At 74.8% G+C, this 15,988-nt stretch carries 13 protein-coding genes; 7 read left to right on the forward strand and 6 right to left on the reverse strand.

What is annotated here, in order from left to right; all coding sequences use genetic code 11:
- The first annotated feature begins 45 nt into the window (after nucleotides 1–45).
- The 3 genes from ACI783_RS02085 (at nucleotide 46) to ACI783_RS02095 (ending at nucleotide 3,422) form a co-directional block, all read left to right on the forward strand.
- A complete protein-coding gene (locus tag ACI783_RS02085; RefSeq protein WP_457138904.1) occupies nucleotides 46–1,398 on the forward strand; it encodes a hypothetical protein in 1,353 nt (450 codons plus the stop codon).
- A gap of 93 nt (nucleotides 1,399–1,491) precedes the next feature.
- The gene (gene lipA, locus ACI783_RS02090) at nucleotides 1,492–2,493 is read left to right on the forward strand and encodes a lipoyl synthase (protein ID WP_457138905.1); all 1,002 of its coding nucleotides are present in this window, start codon (nucleotides 1,492–1,494) and stop codon (nucleotides 2,491–2,493) included.
- A gap of 83 nt (nucleotides 2,494–2,576) precedes the next feature.
- The gene (locus ACI783_RS02095; protein WP_457138906.1) at nucleotides 2,577–3,422 is read left to right on the forward strand and encodes a DUF4191 domain-containing protein; all 846 of its coding nucleotides are present in this window, start codon (nucleotides 2,577–2,579) and stop codon (nucleotides 3,420–3,422) included.
- Nucleotides 3,423–3,525: 103 nt separating this feature from the next.
- On the opposite strand, the gene ACI783_RS02100 is transcribed toward ACI783_RS02095, so the two are convergent.
- Entirely contained in the window at nucleotides 3,526–3,951 is a 426-nt protein-coding gene (locus ACI783_RS02100; protein ID WP_457138907.1) for an RDD family protein, read from the reverse strand.
- Between the two features lie 166 nt (nucleotides 3,952–4,117).
- Between ACI783_RS02100 and glnA the strand changes: the two genes are divergently transcribed.
- The 4 genes from glnA (at nucleotide 4,118) to ACI783_RS02120 (ending at nucleotide 9,494) form a co-directional block, all read left to right on the forward strand.
- Entirely contained in the window at nucleotides 4,118–5,551 is a 1,434-nt protein-coding gene (glnA, locus tag ACI783_RS02105; protein ID WP_457138908.1) for a type I glutamate--ammonia ligase, read from the forward strand.
- Between the two features lie 144 nt (nucleotides 5,552–5,695).
- Nucleotides 5,696–6,667 (forward strand): D-2-hydroxyacid dehydrogenase, encoded by a 972-nt coding sequence (locus ACI783_RS02110; protein WP_457138909.1) that lies wholly within the window; start codon nucleotides 5,696–5,698, stop codon nucleotides 6,665–6,667.
- Nucleotides 6,668–6,846: 179 nt separating this feature from the next.
- The gene (locus tag ACI783_RS02115; RefSeq protein WP_457138910.1) at nucleotides 6,847–8,406 is read left to right on the forward strand and encodes a methyl-accepting chemotaxis protein; all 1,560 of its coding nucleotides are present in this window, start codon (nucleotides 6,847–6,849) and stop codon (nucleotides 8,404–8,406) included.
- A 65-nt stretch (nucleotides 8,407–8,471) separates the two neighbouring features.
- Nucleotides 8,472–9,494 (forward strand): iron-containing redox enzyme family protein, encoded by a 1,023-nt coding sequence (locus tag ACI783_RS02120; protein ID WP_457138911.1) that lies wholly within the window; start codon nucleotides 8,472–8,474, stop codon nucleotides 9,492–9,494.
- A 22-nt stretch (nucleotides 9,495–9,516) separates the two neighbouring features.
- On the opposite strand, the gene ACI783_RS02125 is transcribed toward ACI783_RS02120, so the two are convergent.
- The 5 genes from ACI783_RS02125 to ACI783_RS02145 form a co-directional block, all read right to left on the reverse strand.
- A complete protein-coding gene (locus ACI783_RS02125; protein ID WP_457138912.1) occupies nucleotides 9,517–10,803 on the reverse strand; it encodes a hypothetical protein in 1,287 nt (428 codons plus the stop codon).
- Between the two features lie 108 nt (nucleotides 10,804–10,911).
- Nucleotides 10,912–11,319, reverse strand: a complete 408-nt coding sequence (locus ACI783_RS02130; RefSeq protein ID WP_457138913.1) for a CDGSH iron-sulfur domain-containing protein — start codon at nucleotides 11,317–11,319, stop codon at nucleotides 10,912–10,914.
- A gap of 29 nt (nucleotides 11,320–11,348) precedes the next feature.
- Nucleotides 11,349–11,969, reverse strand: a complete 621-nt coding sequence (locus ACI783_RS02135; protein ID WP_457138914.1) for an FMN-binding negative transcriptional regulator — start codon at nucleotides 11,967–11,969, stop codon at nucleotides 11,349–11,351.
- A gap of 5 nt (nucleotides 11,970–11,974) precedes the next feature.
- A complete protein-coding gene (locus ACI783_RS02140) occupies nucleotides 11,975–15,088 on the reverse strand; it encodes a bifunctional [glutamine synthetase] adenylyltransferase/[glutamine synthetase]-adenylyl-L-tyrosine phosphorylase (protein WP_457138915.1) in 3,114 nt (1,037 codons plus the stop codon).
- A gap of 2 nt (nucleotides 15,089–15,090) precedes the next feature.
- Nucleotides 15,091–15,837, reverse strand: a complete 747-nt coding sequence (locus tag ACI783_RS02145) for a type 1 glutamine amidotransferase (RefSeq protein WP_457138916.1) — start codon at nucleotides 15,835–15,837, stop codon at nucleotides 15,091–15,093.
- Nucleotides 15,838–15,988: the final 151 nt, after the last annotated feature.

Consider the following 15,988-nt stretch of genomic DNA (forward strand, 5'->3'; position numbering starts at 1 on the left):
TGGCGGGCAGGATGATCGCGACGCGATCAACTCGGAGGTGCTGGAGTGTTCCGCAAGAAGAGCTCGACAGAGGTCATCGGGACCGAGTTGCAAGAGGGGTTCGCCCACATCGGCGCCGCGGTCACCGAGGCCCGTCGGGCCGCGGCGGACCAGCTCGGGCCGCAGGTGGCGGCGGCGACCAAGGCGGCGCAGCAGACCTACGCCACCGACGTCGCCCCGCGGGTGGAGGCCGCGGTCGCGGCCCTGGCCCCGCAGCTCGACGCTGCCCGTGACGTGCTGGCCCCCCGGCTCGGGGCGGCGCAGAAGACGTACGAGAAGGACGTCGTGCCCCGCCTGGAGGCCGCCGCCAAGGTCGCCCGGGCGAACCTGGAGACGGCGGTCGCCGCCGCCACCCCGCGGATCGAGGCCGCCCGCGAGGCGGCCGGGCCGGCGTGGGAGAACGCCGCCCGGACCGCGCGCACCAACCTCGAGGCCGCCGGCCCGCGGCTGACCGCGGCATCCACCGCGGCCGCCACCTACGCCACCCCACGGGTGACGGCGGCCCGCGAGGCAGCCGGGCCGGCCTTCGAGACGGCGCGGGGGAACCTGCTCGCCAGCGTCGAGGCGGCCCGGGCCCAGCTGGAGGCCCGCAGCGCGGAGCTCGCCGCCACCGCGGCCACCCTGGGCACCGCCGCCGGCACCCAGACCGAGAAGGCGCGCCGCGATGCGGTGGCCGCTGCCGAGGCCGCCCGCGAGACCGCCGCCGCCCGGCTCGCCGCCGCCGTGGCCGCGGCCGAGACCGGTCGCCGAGCCGCCGGCAAGAAGGCCGACAAGCTGGGCAAGCGGGCCGACGAGCTGTCCCGCAAGGCCGCCAAGCGCCGTGCCGCGCTGGAGAAGGCCACCGCCCGGGCACGCAAGGACGCCGCGAAGCGCACCGCCGCGACCGTCACCTCGGTCAAGCGGGGCGTCGGCATCGAGGAGAAGGCGCCGCGGCGGTGGCCGTGGGTCCTCGCCGTCCTCGCGGTCGTCGCGGGTGTGGTCGTGGCCCTGCGGGGGAAGAAGGGCGAGGACCCGTGGAACCCCGCGCCCACCGGCGACGGGCCCGTGCCCAGCTACCGAGAGGACCCCGTGTCCAGTTCCCCCAGCACCCCGGCCGGCGGCACCGAGAGCCCCGCATCGCAGAGCGGGAAGGCCGTCTCGACCGCGGAGACCGCTCCGTCGGACTCCGCTCCCACCGACACCGACATCGGCGCGCTGGAGGCCCAGCCGGCCTCCGGCCCGGTTGAGCCGAGCAACCAGTCCACCCCGGAGCCGACCACCAGCACCCGCAACGACCCGGACACCCCGGTCGCCACGGCGGGGCCGGACGCGGACGACACCGGCGGCCCCGCGGGCACGCCGGGCAACACCCGCGGCTGACCGCAGCACCACCAGGAGGGGGCCCGGCGCACTCGCGCCGGGCCTCCTCCTGCACGTCCGGGGGCGTCGGCAGCCGGGAGTACCGTGCTGGTCATGAGCCTGGGCATGGACGAGGCGACCACGAACGAGGCAACCGCGAACACCCCGGGCGACGCGTCCCGGATCGAGCCCGCCGGCCGCAAACTGCTGCGCCTGGAGGTCCGCAACAGCCAGACCCCCATCGAGCGCAAGCCCGAGTGGATCAAGACGAAGCTCAGGACCGGCCCGGAGTACACCGAGCTGAAGTCGCTGGTGCGCCGCGAGGGGCTGCACACGGTCTGCGAGGAAGCCGGCTGCCCCAACATCTACGAGTGCTGGGAGGACCGGGAGGCCACCTTCCTCATCGGCGGTGACCAGTGCACCAGGCGCTGCGACTTCTGCCAGATCGACACCGGCAAGCCCGCCGACTTCGACCGTGACGAGCCGCGCCGGGTCGCCGAGAGCGTCGCCACCATGGGCCTGCGCTACGCCACGGTCACCGGCGTCGCCCGCGACGACCTCCCCGACGGCGGCGCGTGGCTGTACGCCGAGACCGTCCGGCAGATCCACGCGGCCATCCCCGGCTGCGGCGTCGAGCTGCTCATCCCCGACTTCAACGCCGACCCCGACCAGCTGGCCGAGGTCTTCTCCTCCCGGCCGGAGGTGCTGGCGCACAACGTCGAGACGGTGCCCCGCATCTTCAAGCGGATCCGCCCCGGGTTCCGCTTCGAGCGGTCGCTCGCGGTGATCACCGCGGCCCGCGAGGCCGGCCTGGTCACCAAGTCCAACCTGATCCTGGGCATGGGCGAGGAGCCGCACGAGGTCGTGGAGACCATGCAGGCCCTCCGCGATGCCGGCTGCGACCTGCTGACCATCACCCAGTACCTGCGGCCGAGCGTCCGGCACCACCCGGTGATCCGCTGGGTCAAGCCCGACGAGTTCGTCGGCTTCGCCGCCCAGGCCGAGGAGATGGGCTTCCCCGGCGTGCTGGCCGGGCCGCTCGTGCGCAGCTCGTACCGGGCGGGGCGGCTCTACCAGCAGGCCGCGGAGGCGCGCGGGCTCGCCGTCCGCAGCTGATCCCGCTCCTCGGCCGGGCGCAGGGGCCCGCCGCGCGCTCGCGAGTCGCAGGGGACAGCCGGCCCTCTGGCTATCCTCGACGCATGGCACGCAGCAGGTCCACCGACACCTCCGCCCCCGCCGGCAAGGCCGGCCGGGGCCCGGCCGGCGGCGCGCCCGGACGCAACACCGACGCCACCGCCGCGGGCAAGGCCACGAGCGGCAAGAGCGGCAAGAGCGGCAAGGACGGCAAGCCCAAGGTGAAGCGGCTGGCCAAGCTCAAGAGCCAGGCGGGGATGATCCGCCAGGCCTACACGCTGACCCGCCGCAACGACCCCAAGCTCCCCTGGATCATGCTCATCGCCTTCGTGGTGGTGGCGGCCGCGGTGGAGCTGTTCGGGCTGCTCGTCTTCAGCTCGCCGTTCCTGTTCCTGCCCGTCGCCATCGCCCTCGGGCTGCTCGCCGCCCTCATCGTGTTCGGCCGGCGCGCCCAGGGCTCGGCGTACCGGCAGGTCGAGGGCCAGCCCGGCGCGGCGTCCTGGGTGCTCGAGGGCATGCGCGGTGACTGGCGGGTCTCCTCCGGCATCGCCGGCACGCGGGAGTTCGACGCCCTGCACCGGGTGCTCGGGCGGCCCGGCATCATCCTGGTCGGCGAGGGCACCCCGCAGCGGGTGCGCGGCCTGATCGCGCAGGAGAAGCGCCGGATGGCCAAGGTCGTCGGCGACACCCCGATCTACGACGTCGTGGTCGGTGACGGCGAGGGCGAGGTGCCGCTGAAGAAGCTCAGCGCGCACGTCATGAAGCTCCCCCGCAACCTGTCCGGCGCCGAGGTCAACGCGCTGTCGAAGCGGATGAGCGCCCTGGGTGGCAGCCGGATGCCGGTTCCCGGCGGCCCGCTCCCCGGTGGGCGCCAGATGTCGATCAGCCAGCGGCAGGTCCGCCGCCGCTGAGCCCGGCACCCCGACGACGAACGCCTCCGGCCCTGCGGCCGGGGGCGTTCGTCGTCGGCCGCCCGGGCGCCCCGCCGTTCGCGCGCGGGGTGGGGAACGGTTCTCAGGCCCGGTCGCGGACCACCGCGGTGTCGGTGAGCCGGTCGTGCATCCCCCGGCCGTCGGAGTCGACCACGAGCGCCGGGACGAGGGCCATGAGCAGGGCGGTGCGGACGACGGCGCGCCAGAGCGCCGGCCGCTGCGCGGGGTGCGGGTGCGCCAGGCGCAGCCCCATCACCCGCATGCCGGGGGTCTGGCCGGCGAGCACCAGCGAGACGACGGTGATGACGCCGAAGCTGAGCAGGCTCCACAGCCGGGGCGCCTCGGGCGCGGTGAACAGCCCCGCGATCAAGGCCGCCGCCACCGCGTCGATCAAGTACTGCGCCACCCGCTGCCCGAAGCTCGCCAGCGCGCCCGGGCCGGTGGCCGGCAACCCCAGTGCGGCGCCCCGGGTGCGCCCCTGAGAAGGTGAGACGTCGTCACTGGCCACGTCCGCCAGCCTAGGACGTGCCCCGTGCACGCCTCGGTGGGCGCCGTCCGGCTCCCGGCGCGACACGCCGGAGGCGGTGTTACGCCCCGGAAACACGAGAGACACCCCAGGGCAATCGCACGCTCGTAGCTTGCGTGTCGGCTGTCCGTCCACTCCCGGAGGATCGATGTTCACCAGTCCCGACGAGGTCACCGCCTACATCCGCGACAACGACGTGAAGTTCGTCGACGTCCGGTTCTGCGACCTCCCCGGCGTCATGCAGCACTTCACCATCCCGGCGGAGACCTTCGGCCCGGACACGTTCAGCGAGGGTCTGGGCTTCGACGGGTCCTCGATCCGCGGCTTCCAGGCGATCAACGAGTCGGACATGCTGCTGCTGCCCGACGCGAACAGCGCCTTCGTCGACCCGTTCCGGGCGCACAAGACGCTGAACGTCAACTTCTTCATCCACGACCCGATCACGCGCGAGGCCTACAGCCGCGACCCGCGCAACGTGGCGAAGAAGGCCGAGGCCTACCTCGCGAGCTCCGGCATCGCCGACACCGCCTACTTCGGCCCCGAGGCCGAGTTCTACGTCTTCGACTCGATCCGGCACAGCACCGGCATCAACGAGGGCTACTACCACATCGACTCGGTCGAGGGCTCGTGGAACTCGGGCTCGCTGACCGGTGAGAACGGCGGCCCGAACCTGGGCTACAAGACCCGCGCCAAGGGCGGCTACTTCCCGGTCGAGCCGTACGACCACTACAGCGACCTGCGCGCGGACATGATGGTCAACCTGGCCAACGCGGGGCTGCAGCTCGAGCGCGGCCACCACGAGGTCGGCACCGGCGGTCAGGCCGAGATCAACTACAAGTTCGACACCTTGCTGCGCTCGGCCGACAGCCTGATGCTGTTCAAGTACATCATCAAGAACACCGCCTTCGCCGCCGGCAAGACCGCGACCTTCATGCCGAAGCCGCTGTTCGGCGACAACGGCTCGGGCATGCACTGCCACCAGAGCCTGTGGAAGGACGGCGAGCCGCTCTTCCACGCCGAGACCGGCTACGCGGGGCTGTCCGACACCGCTCGCCACTACATCGGTGGGCTGCTGGCGCACGCTCCTTCGCTGCTGGCCTTCACCAACCCGACGGTGAACAGCTACCACCGGCTGGTGCCCGGCTACGAGGCGCCGATCAACCTGGTCTACTCCGCGCGCAACCGCTCGGCCTGCTGCCGCATCCCGATCTCCGGCGACAGCCCGAAGGCCAAGCGCATCGAGTTCCGCGTGCCCGACCCGTCGGCCAACCCCTACCTCGCGTTCTCCGCGATGCTGATGGCCGGCCTCGACGGCATCAAGAACAAGATCGAGCCCCCGGCGCCGGTCGACAAGGACCTCTACGAGCTGCCGCCCGAGGAGGCCCTGGGCATCGACAAGGTGCCCGCCTCGCTCGACGCCGTCCTCGACCGGCTCGAGGTCGACCACGACTACCTGCTCGACGGTGGCGTGTTCACCTCCGACCTGATCGAGACCTGGATCGAGTACAAGCGGGAGAACGAGATCGACCCGATCCGCCTCCGCCCGCACCCGCACGAGTTCGCGATGTACTACGACATCTGATCCCGGCGTGGTCACCGCGGCCCCCGTTCCCTGCGTGCGCGCAGGGAACGGGGGCCGCGGTGCGTTCCGGGCCTGCCCGGTGCGCGGGGCGCGGCCGGCTGGGCGAGGATTGCCGGACGGCGCCGACCACGAGGAGGGCACACGATGACGCCACGGCTGGTGCTCCTGCCGCAGGCGGGCAGGTCGTTGGCGGGTTGGCGAGAGCGGCTGGCCGAACAGGTGCCGCAGCTGGACGTCGTGCTGGCTCCGGCCGGGGCCGGGGAGGACGAGCTGGCCGGGCTGCTGACCGAGGCGGAGGCGGCGTTCGGCACCCTCACGCCCCGGCTGCTGGCCGCCGCCGGCCGGCTGCGGTGGCTGCACTCCCCCCAGGCGAACCCGCCGTCGGGGTACTTCTTCCCCGAACTGGTCGAGTCCGACGTCGTCGTCACCAACGTCCGGGGCATCTACGGCGACTCGGTCGGGGTGCACGCCATCGCGCTGCTGCTCGCGCTGGCCCGTCGCCTGGACGTGTACCGGGCCCAGCAGGACGAGCACTCGTGGCGCCCCGACGAGGGGCCGGTGCTGCACCTGGACGGGGCGACCCTGCTGGTCGCCGGCCTGGGCAGCGTCGGCGCCGAGATCGGCCGGCTGGGCGCCGCGCTGGGGATGACCGTGCTGGCGACCGATGCGCGCCCTGCGGACCCGCCGCCGGGCGTGGCCGAGGTGCACGGTCCCGACGCCCTCGACGCGCTCCTCCCCCGCGCTGACGCGGTGGTGAACGTCCTGCCCGAGACCGCCGCGACCGCAGGGACGTTCGACCTGGCCCGCTTCCGCCGGATGCGCCGTGGCGCGTTGTACGTCACCGTGGGCCGTGGTGCCACCACCGTGACCGCAGACCTGGCCCGAGCCCTCAGTGACGGGCTGCTCGGCGCAGCCGGCGTCGACGTGGCCGACCCCGAACCGCTCCCCGCCGACTCGCCCCTGTGGAGTGCACCCCGGGTCCTGATCACCCCGCACGTGGCCGACCGCGGCCCGGACCTGGAGGAGCGCCGATACGCGGTGCTCGCGGAGAACTGCCGCCGCTTCGCGGCCGGGGAGCCGTTGGTCAACGTCGTGGACAAGGCCGCCGGCTTCTGAGCTCACCCCCGCTGCCCGGACGCACCATCTGATTGCGCCCTATCCGGTCGTCGGCTCAACACCGTCCCCCGGCTGCCGAAGAGGACGGGAGACCTGGACCTGGCCGGCGCACCGGGGTCGGTCCGCGCGGGCAGGCCGCGCACGGCGGCCGGACGGCCACGAGACATGGGGGACGACAGATGAGGCGGCGCACCAGCACCCCGGAGCGCGCTCCCCTCACCCCGGCGGAGATGCCCCGGGACGTGGAGGCGGTGGAGAAGGTGATCGCGGTCCTGGACCGCGGGGTCACCGACGCCGTCGAGGCGCACCGCACCATCACCGCCACGCTCGTCGACGAGCTGGGGCTCTGCTACGGGGCCAGCTGGCTCCCCGGCTCCGACAGCGCCTTCCGGCTGGTCGGGGAACACGGCGAGATGACCGGTTCCCTCGCGGCGACCCCGGCGGCCCGCGTGGACCGGGTCACCTCCGCCGACGGCTACGCCGGTCAGGCGCTCCGTTCGAAGGCCGCCGTGCTGGTCGACGAGGGCAGCGACCCGGCGACCTGCCTCCGCTGGTCCGGTGCCCGGATGGCCGGTGCCACCCACGGCTGCGTGCTGCCGACGGTGGAGAACGGCGTCGTCGTGGCGCTGAACGAGTACTACGCCCGCGGCGAGCTGCCCTTCACCGGGGCCCGTCAGGGCAAGTGGGACTCCCTGGGTCGGCTGCTGTCGCACGCGCGCCGGGCCGCGCTGGCCAGGAACGAGCTGCAGGAGACCCTCGACGACCGGGTCGCGGTGACGACCGTCGTCACCGAGCTCGGGGCGGCCATCGACCAGGCGTCCGCGCTGCGCATCGCGCTGGACACCGTGCGGGAGGCGTTCGGCTGGGCCTACGGCTCCTACTGGGCGCTGGACGAGTCCGCCGGCGTGCTGCGGTTCCAGCAGGAGTCCGGCTCGGCCGGCGAGGAGTTCCGCACGGTCACCCTGGCCGCCTCCTTCGCCGAGGGCGTCGGGCTCTCCGGCCGGGCCTGGCGCGCGCGGGACCTGTACTTCGTCAGCGACATCGGTGAGATGACCGACTGCGTGCGGGCCCCGGCAGCCCAGCGCGCCGGCGTGAAGTCCGGGGTCTGCTTCCCGCTGCTGGTCGGCGGGCGGGTCATCGGCACGATGGACTTCTTCGTCACCGAGACCATCGAGCTGTCGGAGTCGCGCCGTTCGGCCCTGCGCAACGTGCAGCAGCTGGTCTCGCAGCGGCTGGACGTGCTGCGGCGCACCGAGGAGTCCGCGGAGAACGCCCGCGAGCTGCTGGACACCGTGTCCCGGCTGCGCGAGGCCGCCGGCGACGCCGGCCGGGTCGCCGAGAGCGCGGTCAGCCAGGCCTCCACGATGACCGGCGAGGTGGTCTCGCTGGACGAGGCGTCGGCGGCGGTCGGTGAGGTCATCCGGATCATCTCGGGCATCGCCGACCAGACCAACCTGCTCGCCCTCAACGCCACCATCGAGGCCGCCCGCGCCGGTGAGCTCGGCAAGGGCTTCGCCGTCGTCGCCAGCGAGGTCAAGGACCTCGCCCGGGAGACCGCCAACGCCACGCAGCGGGTCTCCGACCAGATCGCCGGGATCCAGGCCAGCAGCAAGGCGGTCGCCGACGGCATCCACGCCACCAGCGAGATCATCGGCCAGCTGGACGCGGTGCAGGCGCGGATCAACGACGTGCTGGAGGAGCAGGCGAGGATGGCGACCGCGTTCGACGCGCACGTCTGACCCCCGGGCCGGGGGGGGTGGCAGGTCACGTTCGGGGCGTCGCCGTCCGGGGCATGATCGCTGACATGCGCCTTCCCAAGCCACGGGGCCCGCTGAGCGCCGCGCTGTTCGCGGACCTGACCGGCGGTTCGATCGGCCCGGCCACCGTCGCCACCGCCGAGGCCCTGCTCGATGCACTCGGTGCCGCCACCGCCGACCCGCTCACCGACGAGGACCTGCAGCTCAGCCTGGCCGTCTGTTACGAGCTGCACTACCAGGGCTTCGACGACGTCGACGACGCCTGGGAGTGGGACCCCGAGCTGCTGCGGCTGCGCGCACTGCTGGAGGCGGTGCACCTGCGGGCCCTGCGGGCGCTCGTCCCGGCCGTCGACCTCCCCGAGGACACCGTCGACCGGCAGCTCACGGCGGTCATCGAGGCCGACGACGGCCCGTCGCTGTCCCGGTACATGGCCAAGCAGGGCACCGCCGACCAGTGGCGGGAGTACCTGACCGTGCGGTCGGTCTACCACCTCAAGGAGGGCGACCCGCACACCTGGGCCATCCCCCGCATCTCCGGGCGGAGCAAGGCTGCGATGGTGGAGATCCAGGCCGACGAGTACGGCGGCGGGGCGCCCGAGCGCATGCACAGCCGGCTCTTCGCCGGGATGATGCGCGACCTGGGCCTGGACGACGGCTACGGCGCGCTGTGGGACGAGGCCCCCGCGGTCGCCTTCACCTCGGTGAACACCATGTCGCTGTTCGGCCTGCACCGCCGGTGGCGCGGCGCCTGCCTGGGCCACCTGGCCGCGGTGGAGATGACCTCCTCCGAGCCGAGCCGGCGCTACTCCGCCGGTCTGCGGCGGCTGGGGTTCGGCGCGGACGCCAGCGTCTTCTACGACGAGCACGTGGAGGCCGACGCGGTGCACGAGCAGATCGCCGCCGTCGACATGTGCGGGTCGCTGGTGGCCGAGCAGCCGGCGCTGGCCGCCGACGTCCTCTTCGGCGCGCAGTGCTCGCTCGCCCTGGACGGGCTCACCGCCGGGTACCTGATGGACGCCTGGGCCGCCGGACGGTCCGCCCTGCGGCAGCAGGAGCCGGTCGCCGCCTAGCAGCGACCGGCTCCTGCGGTTCTCAGCGCAGGCCGAAGACCGACAGGGTGCCGTCGTCCTCGTCGCTGGTCACGAAGAGCTCCCGCGACTCGATGGCGAGCAGGCCCTCGGGCGCCTCCCCGGTGGGCAGCACCTGGAGCAGCCGCGGGGTGGCCGAGCGGCCGATGTCGTAGACCAGCACGGCGTCGCCGCGCTCGGAGCCGATGAACGCGTAGTCGGTGCCGCGCATGCGCGAGACCTCGACGCCCTCGAACTCCGCGCCCTTGTCGTCGCTGCGCCCGTCGGGGTAGCGCCCCTCGGCCGCCAGCGCCTGCTCAGCGGAACCGCCGCTGGTCCAGCGGACCGTGCCGTCCTGGCCGAAGACGGTCCACCCGCGGCCGCCGGCGGAGTCGGCGAACAGGTCGCCCTCGTCGGCGGTGACCAGCTCGCCGCGCAGCGTCCACTGGACCGCGTCCGGCTCCCGCGGCGCCACGAGCGGGTCGTCGAAGGCGACGGTGCCGTCGTCGGCGGTGTCGGCGTCGGCGCGGGTGACCGTGCCGGCGGAGAAGGAGTGCACGACCCGCCGGCGGGCCAGGTCGACCAGCGCGATCGCGTTGTTCTCCTGCAGCGTCACCGCCGCGATGTCCCGGCCGTCGACGTCGACGAACTCCGGCTCCGGATCGGTGGGGAAGGCCATGCCCGGCAGGCCGGTGAGCTCCACCCGCCCGGCGGTCCACGCCGACACCGGTCCGCGCAGGTCGACCACGGACAGGTAGCCGGCCGACAGCTGCGGCAGGCCGCCCTCGACGCCGTCGACGTGCAGGTCCTCGTCGCGCTGGTTCTCGATGGCGATGGCCGCGAAGACCCCGCTGGGCCCGACGTCGATCGAGTCGGGCTGCCCACCCAGGTCGATGGTGCGGACCACCTCCCGCCGCGGCAGGTCGATCACCGCCAGGTGTCCCGAGGGCCGGGTCAGGTCGGTGGTGGTGTCGACGGCGACGAGGGCGTACCGCGCGTTGGACATCACCGTGACCGAGGTCGGCGAGCCGCCCACGTCGATCGCGCCGAGCTGGCGGGGCGCGGTCGGCCGGCTGAGGTCGACCAGGCCGACCTGGCCCAGCTCGGAGTCGGTGTAGACGACGGTCCGGCCGTCCGGGGTGGCCGAGATGATCTCGGCGACCTCACCGGCGACCGGGAAGGTCGCCAGGGGCTGGAACGTCGGCGGGGTGGCTGCCGACGCCGTGCCGGCGGTGAGGACGGCGGTCAGCAGGCCGGCGGTCACCACGGCGGGGACGGCGGCACGGACGGGGCGGAGCGGGCGACGGAGCACGGGCCACCTTCTGCGGTCGGGGCGGGATCGCGCCCACCCTGACCGCGGCGGGCCAGCGCCCGGTGACCGGCCGGTGAACGCGCGGTGGCCCGGCCCGGTCCAGCCGGCTCAGCCGCGGTTGTCGCGCGCCTCGGCGACGATGCGCGCCGCCGGGCGGGGCCGGGCGGGCGCGCTGGCGGCGTGGAAGCCGGACCGCTTGTGCGTGCCGTCGCAGAACGGCTTGATCCCGGACTTCCCGCACCGGCACAGCGCCACCGTCTTCCGGCCGGGGTCGATCTCGTTGCCGTCGGTGTCGACCAGGCGGAAGTCGCCGCGCACCACCAGCGGGCCGTCGCGGTAGGGCGTGATGGTCGCGGTCGGCTCGTCGGCCGGCGGCAGGTCGCGCACGGTGGCGTCGGAGACGTCGGTGGCGTCGGAGACGTCGGTGGCGTCGGTGGCGTCGGAGACGTCGGTATGGACGGGGGCGTCGGTGGCGGAGTCGCCAGCAGGGCGCTGGGCCGGGATCTCGGGAGGCACCGGTGGCTGGTTCCCGGGCGCCGCGCCGCTCAACCCCGGTCTCCCGGGCGGGCGGCGGCGACCGCGTCGGCCGTCGCCCGGGCACCGTCGGCCCGCAGACCGGCGACCACCCCGGCGACGTCGGCGGCCGACCGGTTCTGCGAGAGCTTCCACTTCGCCTCGACGCGGGCGATGCGGACCTCCATCCCGACGATGGCGCGCAGCTGGCCGGCGACGAACCGCTCCGGCGCGTCGCCGACCGCCCACGGCTCGGCGCGGCCCCCCTCGTGGGCGTCGGTTAGCGCCGCCACGTGCGCGGCGAGCCAGGCCGGGTCCTCGTGCACCACCAGCTCGCCGTGCACGTGCGCGACGACGTAGTCCCAGGTCGGCACCACGCGGCCGTGCTCGGCCTTGGCTGCGTACCAGGACGGCGAGACGTAGGCGTCCGACCCGCGGACGATGACCAGCACCTCCCCCACCGTCTCCCGCCACTGGGGGTTGTTCCGCGCGAGGTGCCCTCGCAGCGTGCCGCTCGCCGGGTCGTGGACCATCGGCAGGGTCGTGGCGGTCAGCCCCGCCGGGGTGGCGCTGACCAGGTCGACGGCGCCGGGCGCGGCCAGCAGCGCGGCGACGGCGTCGTCGCGCGCGGCGAAGGCGGCGGGCACGTACACGGCGATCAGGCCTCCTCGGTGCGGCCGTAGAAGACGGCGTCGACGACGGTGCGCGCGTGCCGGGTGACCCGCCGGTAGTCGTCGAGGAACTGGCCGGGGTCGACGTCGGGGCCGTAGCCGCAGGCGCGCGCCACCCCGCCCAGCTCCAGTCCCTGCCGGGGCAGCTGGTCCCCTGGGCGCCCCCGCACCAGGAAGACGGCGTTGCGGGCCCGGCTGGCCAGCTCCCACGCCGTCTGCAGGGCGGTCCGCTGGTCCTCGGCGAGCAGCCCGGCGTCGGCGAGGGCACCCAGCGCCGCCACCGTGGAGGTCACCCGGAGCTGCGGGTGGGCCGCGGCGTGCTCCAGCTGGAGGAGCTGCACGGTCCACTCGACGTCGGCCAGCCCACCGCGACCCAGCTTGGTGTGCGTGGCGGGGTCCGCGCCGCGGGGCAGCCGTTCGCTGTCCACCCGCGCCTTGATCCGGCGGATCTCCGCGATCTGCTCGCTGCTGAGCCCCGCGGCCGGGTAGCGCAGCGGATCGATCAGGCGGACGAACTCCCGCCCCAGCTCCTCGTCGCCGGCCACCGGGTCGGCGCGCAGCAGCGCCTGCACCTCCCAGGTCGAGACCCAGCGCTGGTAGTACTCGGCGAACGCCGAGAGGCTGCGCGACAGCGCGCCCTGCCGCCCCTCCGGACGCAGGTCGGCGTCCACCTCGAAGGCGGGGTCCGGAGCCGGCTCACCGAGCAGCCGGCGCAGGGTGTGCGCGACGCTGTTCGCCGCGGAGGTCGCCTTCGCCTGGTCGGCGCCGGGCCGCACCCGGTGCACGAACAGCACGTCGGCGTCCGAGCCGTAGCCCATCTCCGCCCCGCCCAGGCGGCCCATGCCGATGACCGCGAGGTCGACCGGCACGTCGGCCGGGGTGGTCCCGGTCTCGGCGGCCCAGCTGCGCACCGCGGCGTCCAGCCCGGCGCGCAGGGTGGCGACGGCGACGGCGTGCAGCGCCTGCCCGACCCGGACGACGTCGAGCCGGCCCAGCAGGTCCGCGCATGCGATGCGCAGCAGCTCCTGCCGGCGCAGCGCGCGGAGCACCTGCATGCCGGCGGCGGCGTCACCGGCCCGGGACACCGCCTGCCGCCAGGCGGTGGTGAGCACGTCGGCGCCGCGCGGCTCCAGCTGGGCGTCGTCGGCCAGGGTGCGCATGGCCTCCGGGGTGCGGGTGAGCAGCCCGGCGATGTACTGGCTGGAGCCCAGGAGCACCGCCAGCCGCTCGGCGGTGCGCCCCTCGTCGCGCAGCAGCCGGAGGAACCACTGGTCGTGCCCGAGCGCCTCGCTGACCCGCCGGTAGGCCAGCAGGCCGGCGTCGGGGTCGGCGCAGGAGGCGAAGGTCTGCAGCAGCACCGGCAGCAGGTAGCGCTGCATGGAGGCCGAGCGGCTCAGGCCGCCGGTCAGCGCACCCATGTGCCGCAGCGCGCCGTCCGGATCGGCGAAGCCCAGTGCCCGCAGCCACTCCCCCGCTGCCTTCGACCCCAGTTGCAGCTGCTCGCCGGGGACCTTCGCCACCGAGGACAGCAGCGGCCGGTAGAAGAGCTTCTCGTGCAGCCGGCGCACCACCCGGGTGTGCAGCGTGAGCTCGGCGCGGAGCACCGCCACCGAGTCGCCGCGGTCGTCGGGCTTGTAGCCCAGCGACCGGGCCAGCCAGCGCAGCTGGTCGCCGGCGACCGGGATCAGGTGGGTGCGGCGCAGCCGCAGCAACTGCAGCCGGTGCTCGACGGTGCGCAGGAACCGGTAGGCCGAGACCAGGGTCGCCGCGTCCTCGCGGCCGATGTACCCACCGGCGCCGAGCACGGTCAGCGCCGGGATGGTGCCGCCCACGCGCAGGGTGACGTCGGCTCGGCCGTGCACCAGCTGCAGCAGCTGGACGCTGAACTCGACGTCGCGCAGCCCGCCACGGCCCAGCTTCAGCTCCCGGTCGGCCTGGGCCGCGGGGATGTGCTGCTCGACCCGGCGGCGCATCGCCTGGATCTCCCCGACGAACCCGGGTCGGTCACCGGCCTTCCACACCAGCGGCCAGAGCGCGTCGACGTACTCCCGGCCCAGCGCCGGGTCGCCGGCGACCGGGCGCATCTTCAGCAGCGCCTGGAACTCCCAGGTGCTCGCCCACTTCTCGTAGTAGGCCCGGTGCCCGGCCAGGGTGCGCACCAGCACGCCGGCCTTGCCCTCGGGGCGCAGCGCCGCGTCGACCTCCCACGCCGCCTCACCGCAGATCCGCATCAGCGCACCGGCGACCCGGGTCGCGGTGGCCAGGGCGGCCGCCTCGTCGGCGTCCCCGGGCGCGTCGGCCAGCGGCTCGGCGACGAAGACGACGTCGACGTCGCTGACGTAGTTGAGCTCCCGCCCGCCGGTCTTGCCCAGCGCGATCACCGCCAGCCGGCAGGGCGCCGACCCCGGCGGCTGCTCGGCCACGGCCAGCGCGAGCCCGGCGGTGAGCACCGCTGCGGCGATGTCGGCGAGCTCCCCGGCCACCTCGTCGGCGGGCAGGCCGTCGGCGATGTCCCGGCCGGCGAGGGAGAGGACGGCACGGAGGTAGGCGTTGTGCAGGTCGCGGATGCGGGCCGGATCGGCGTCCGGTGCGGCGCTGCCCAGTCCGACGCCCCACGGCGGGTCGTCCGGGTCGGCGCCGACGGCGAACAGCAGCTGCTGCTCCAGCTCTTGCGGGCTGGGCCGGGCGCCCCAGCGGTCCTCGGTGTCGAGCACCACCCAGTCGGCGGGCTGGGCGGCCAGGTGGTCGCCGAGCCCCGCGGAGGCGCCGAGCACCCCGAGCAGCCGGGTGCGGACCAGCGCCGAGCCCCGCAGCCGGGCGAGCAGCGCGGCGGCGGCCTCGCCGTCGGGGTCGATCCCGTCCAGCGCCTCGACCAGCCGGCTCAGCGACCGCAGCGCCAGGTCGGGGTCGCCGGCACGGGCCAGGGCGGAGACCACCGGGGCGGCCTCGGGATCGGCGGGCTCGTTGCGGTCCAGGTCCCACAGGCCCAGCGCCGGGTCCGACAGGAGCCGGGCGGCGCGCTCGCCGTCGTCGAACCCCAGGCGGGCCAGCCGGACGAGAGCGCGCCGGGGGATCCCGTCCTCCGGCTGCACGGCGGTCACCGTCAGCCCCCGGCCGGTGCGCGACGGGTCCGGGCGTGCTCCTCGACCAGGGCGGCGAACCGGCCGGCGAACGGCGCCCACACCTCCGCGACGTCGGGCAGCACCGCGGCGGCGCGGGCGCAGACGGTCGCGACGTCGGTGCCGCTGCTGGCCAGCCCGACCGGGTCGGAGCCGGCCCACTGGCGCAGCACCGCCTCGTCGGGCTCGATGTGGAACTGCAGCCCGTACACGTGCTGCCCGACCCGGTAGGCCTGGTGCGGGTAGGCGGGGTTGCTGGCCAGCAGCGTCGCGCCGGGAGGCAGGGCGTCGATCTCGTCGTGGTGCCACTGCAGCACGTCCGGCGACAGCGGCAGCGGGCCGAACAGCGGGTCCGCGTCGGCGGCGTCCCGCTTGGCCACGAGCGTGGCGCCGACCTCCGGCCCGCCGGCGCCCACCCGGGTGCTGCCGCCGCCGACCTGGGCGAGCAGCTGGGCACCCAGGCAGATGGCCAGCGTCGGCAGGTCGGCGGCCAGCGCCTGGGCCAGCAGGTGCCGGACGCCGGTGAGCTCCGGGGAGACCTCCGCGGGGTCCAGCGAGGACTGCGGCCCGCCCAGGACCAGCAACCCGTCGACGCCGATCAGGTCCGCCGGCAGCGGCTCCCCACGGGACCGCCGCCGCTCGTCGAGCTCCAGCCCGGCGTTCCGCAGCCACTCCCCCAGCCTCGTCGGCGGGTCGGTGTCGGACGGGACGACGACGAGCAGGCGGGCCACGGCGCCGAGCCTAGTGAGCGCCGTCCTGGGGGGGGGGGGGGGGGGGGGGGGGGGGGGGGGGGGGGGGGGGGGGGGGGGGGGGGGGGGGGGGGGGGGGGGGGGGGGGGGGGGGGTGGTGGTGGGGTGCTGGTGTGTAGTCACCTATCACGGG

This window comes from Modestobacter sp. SYSU DS0511, from assembly GCF_054050755.1.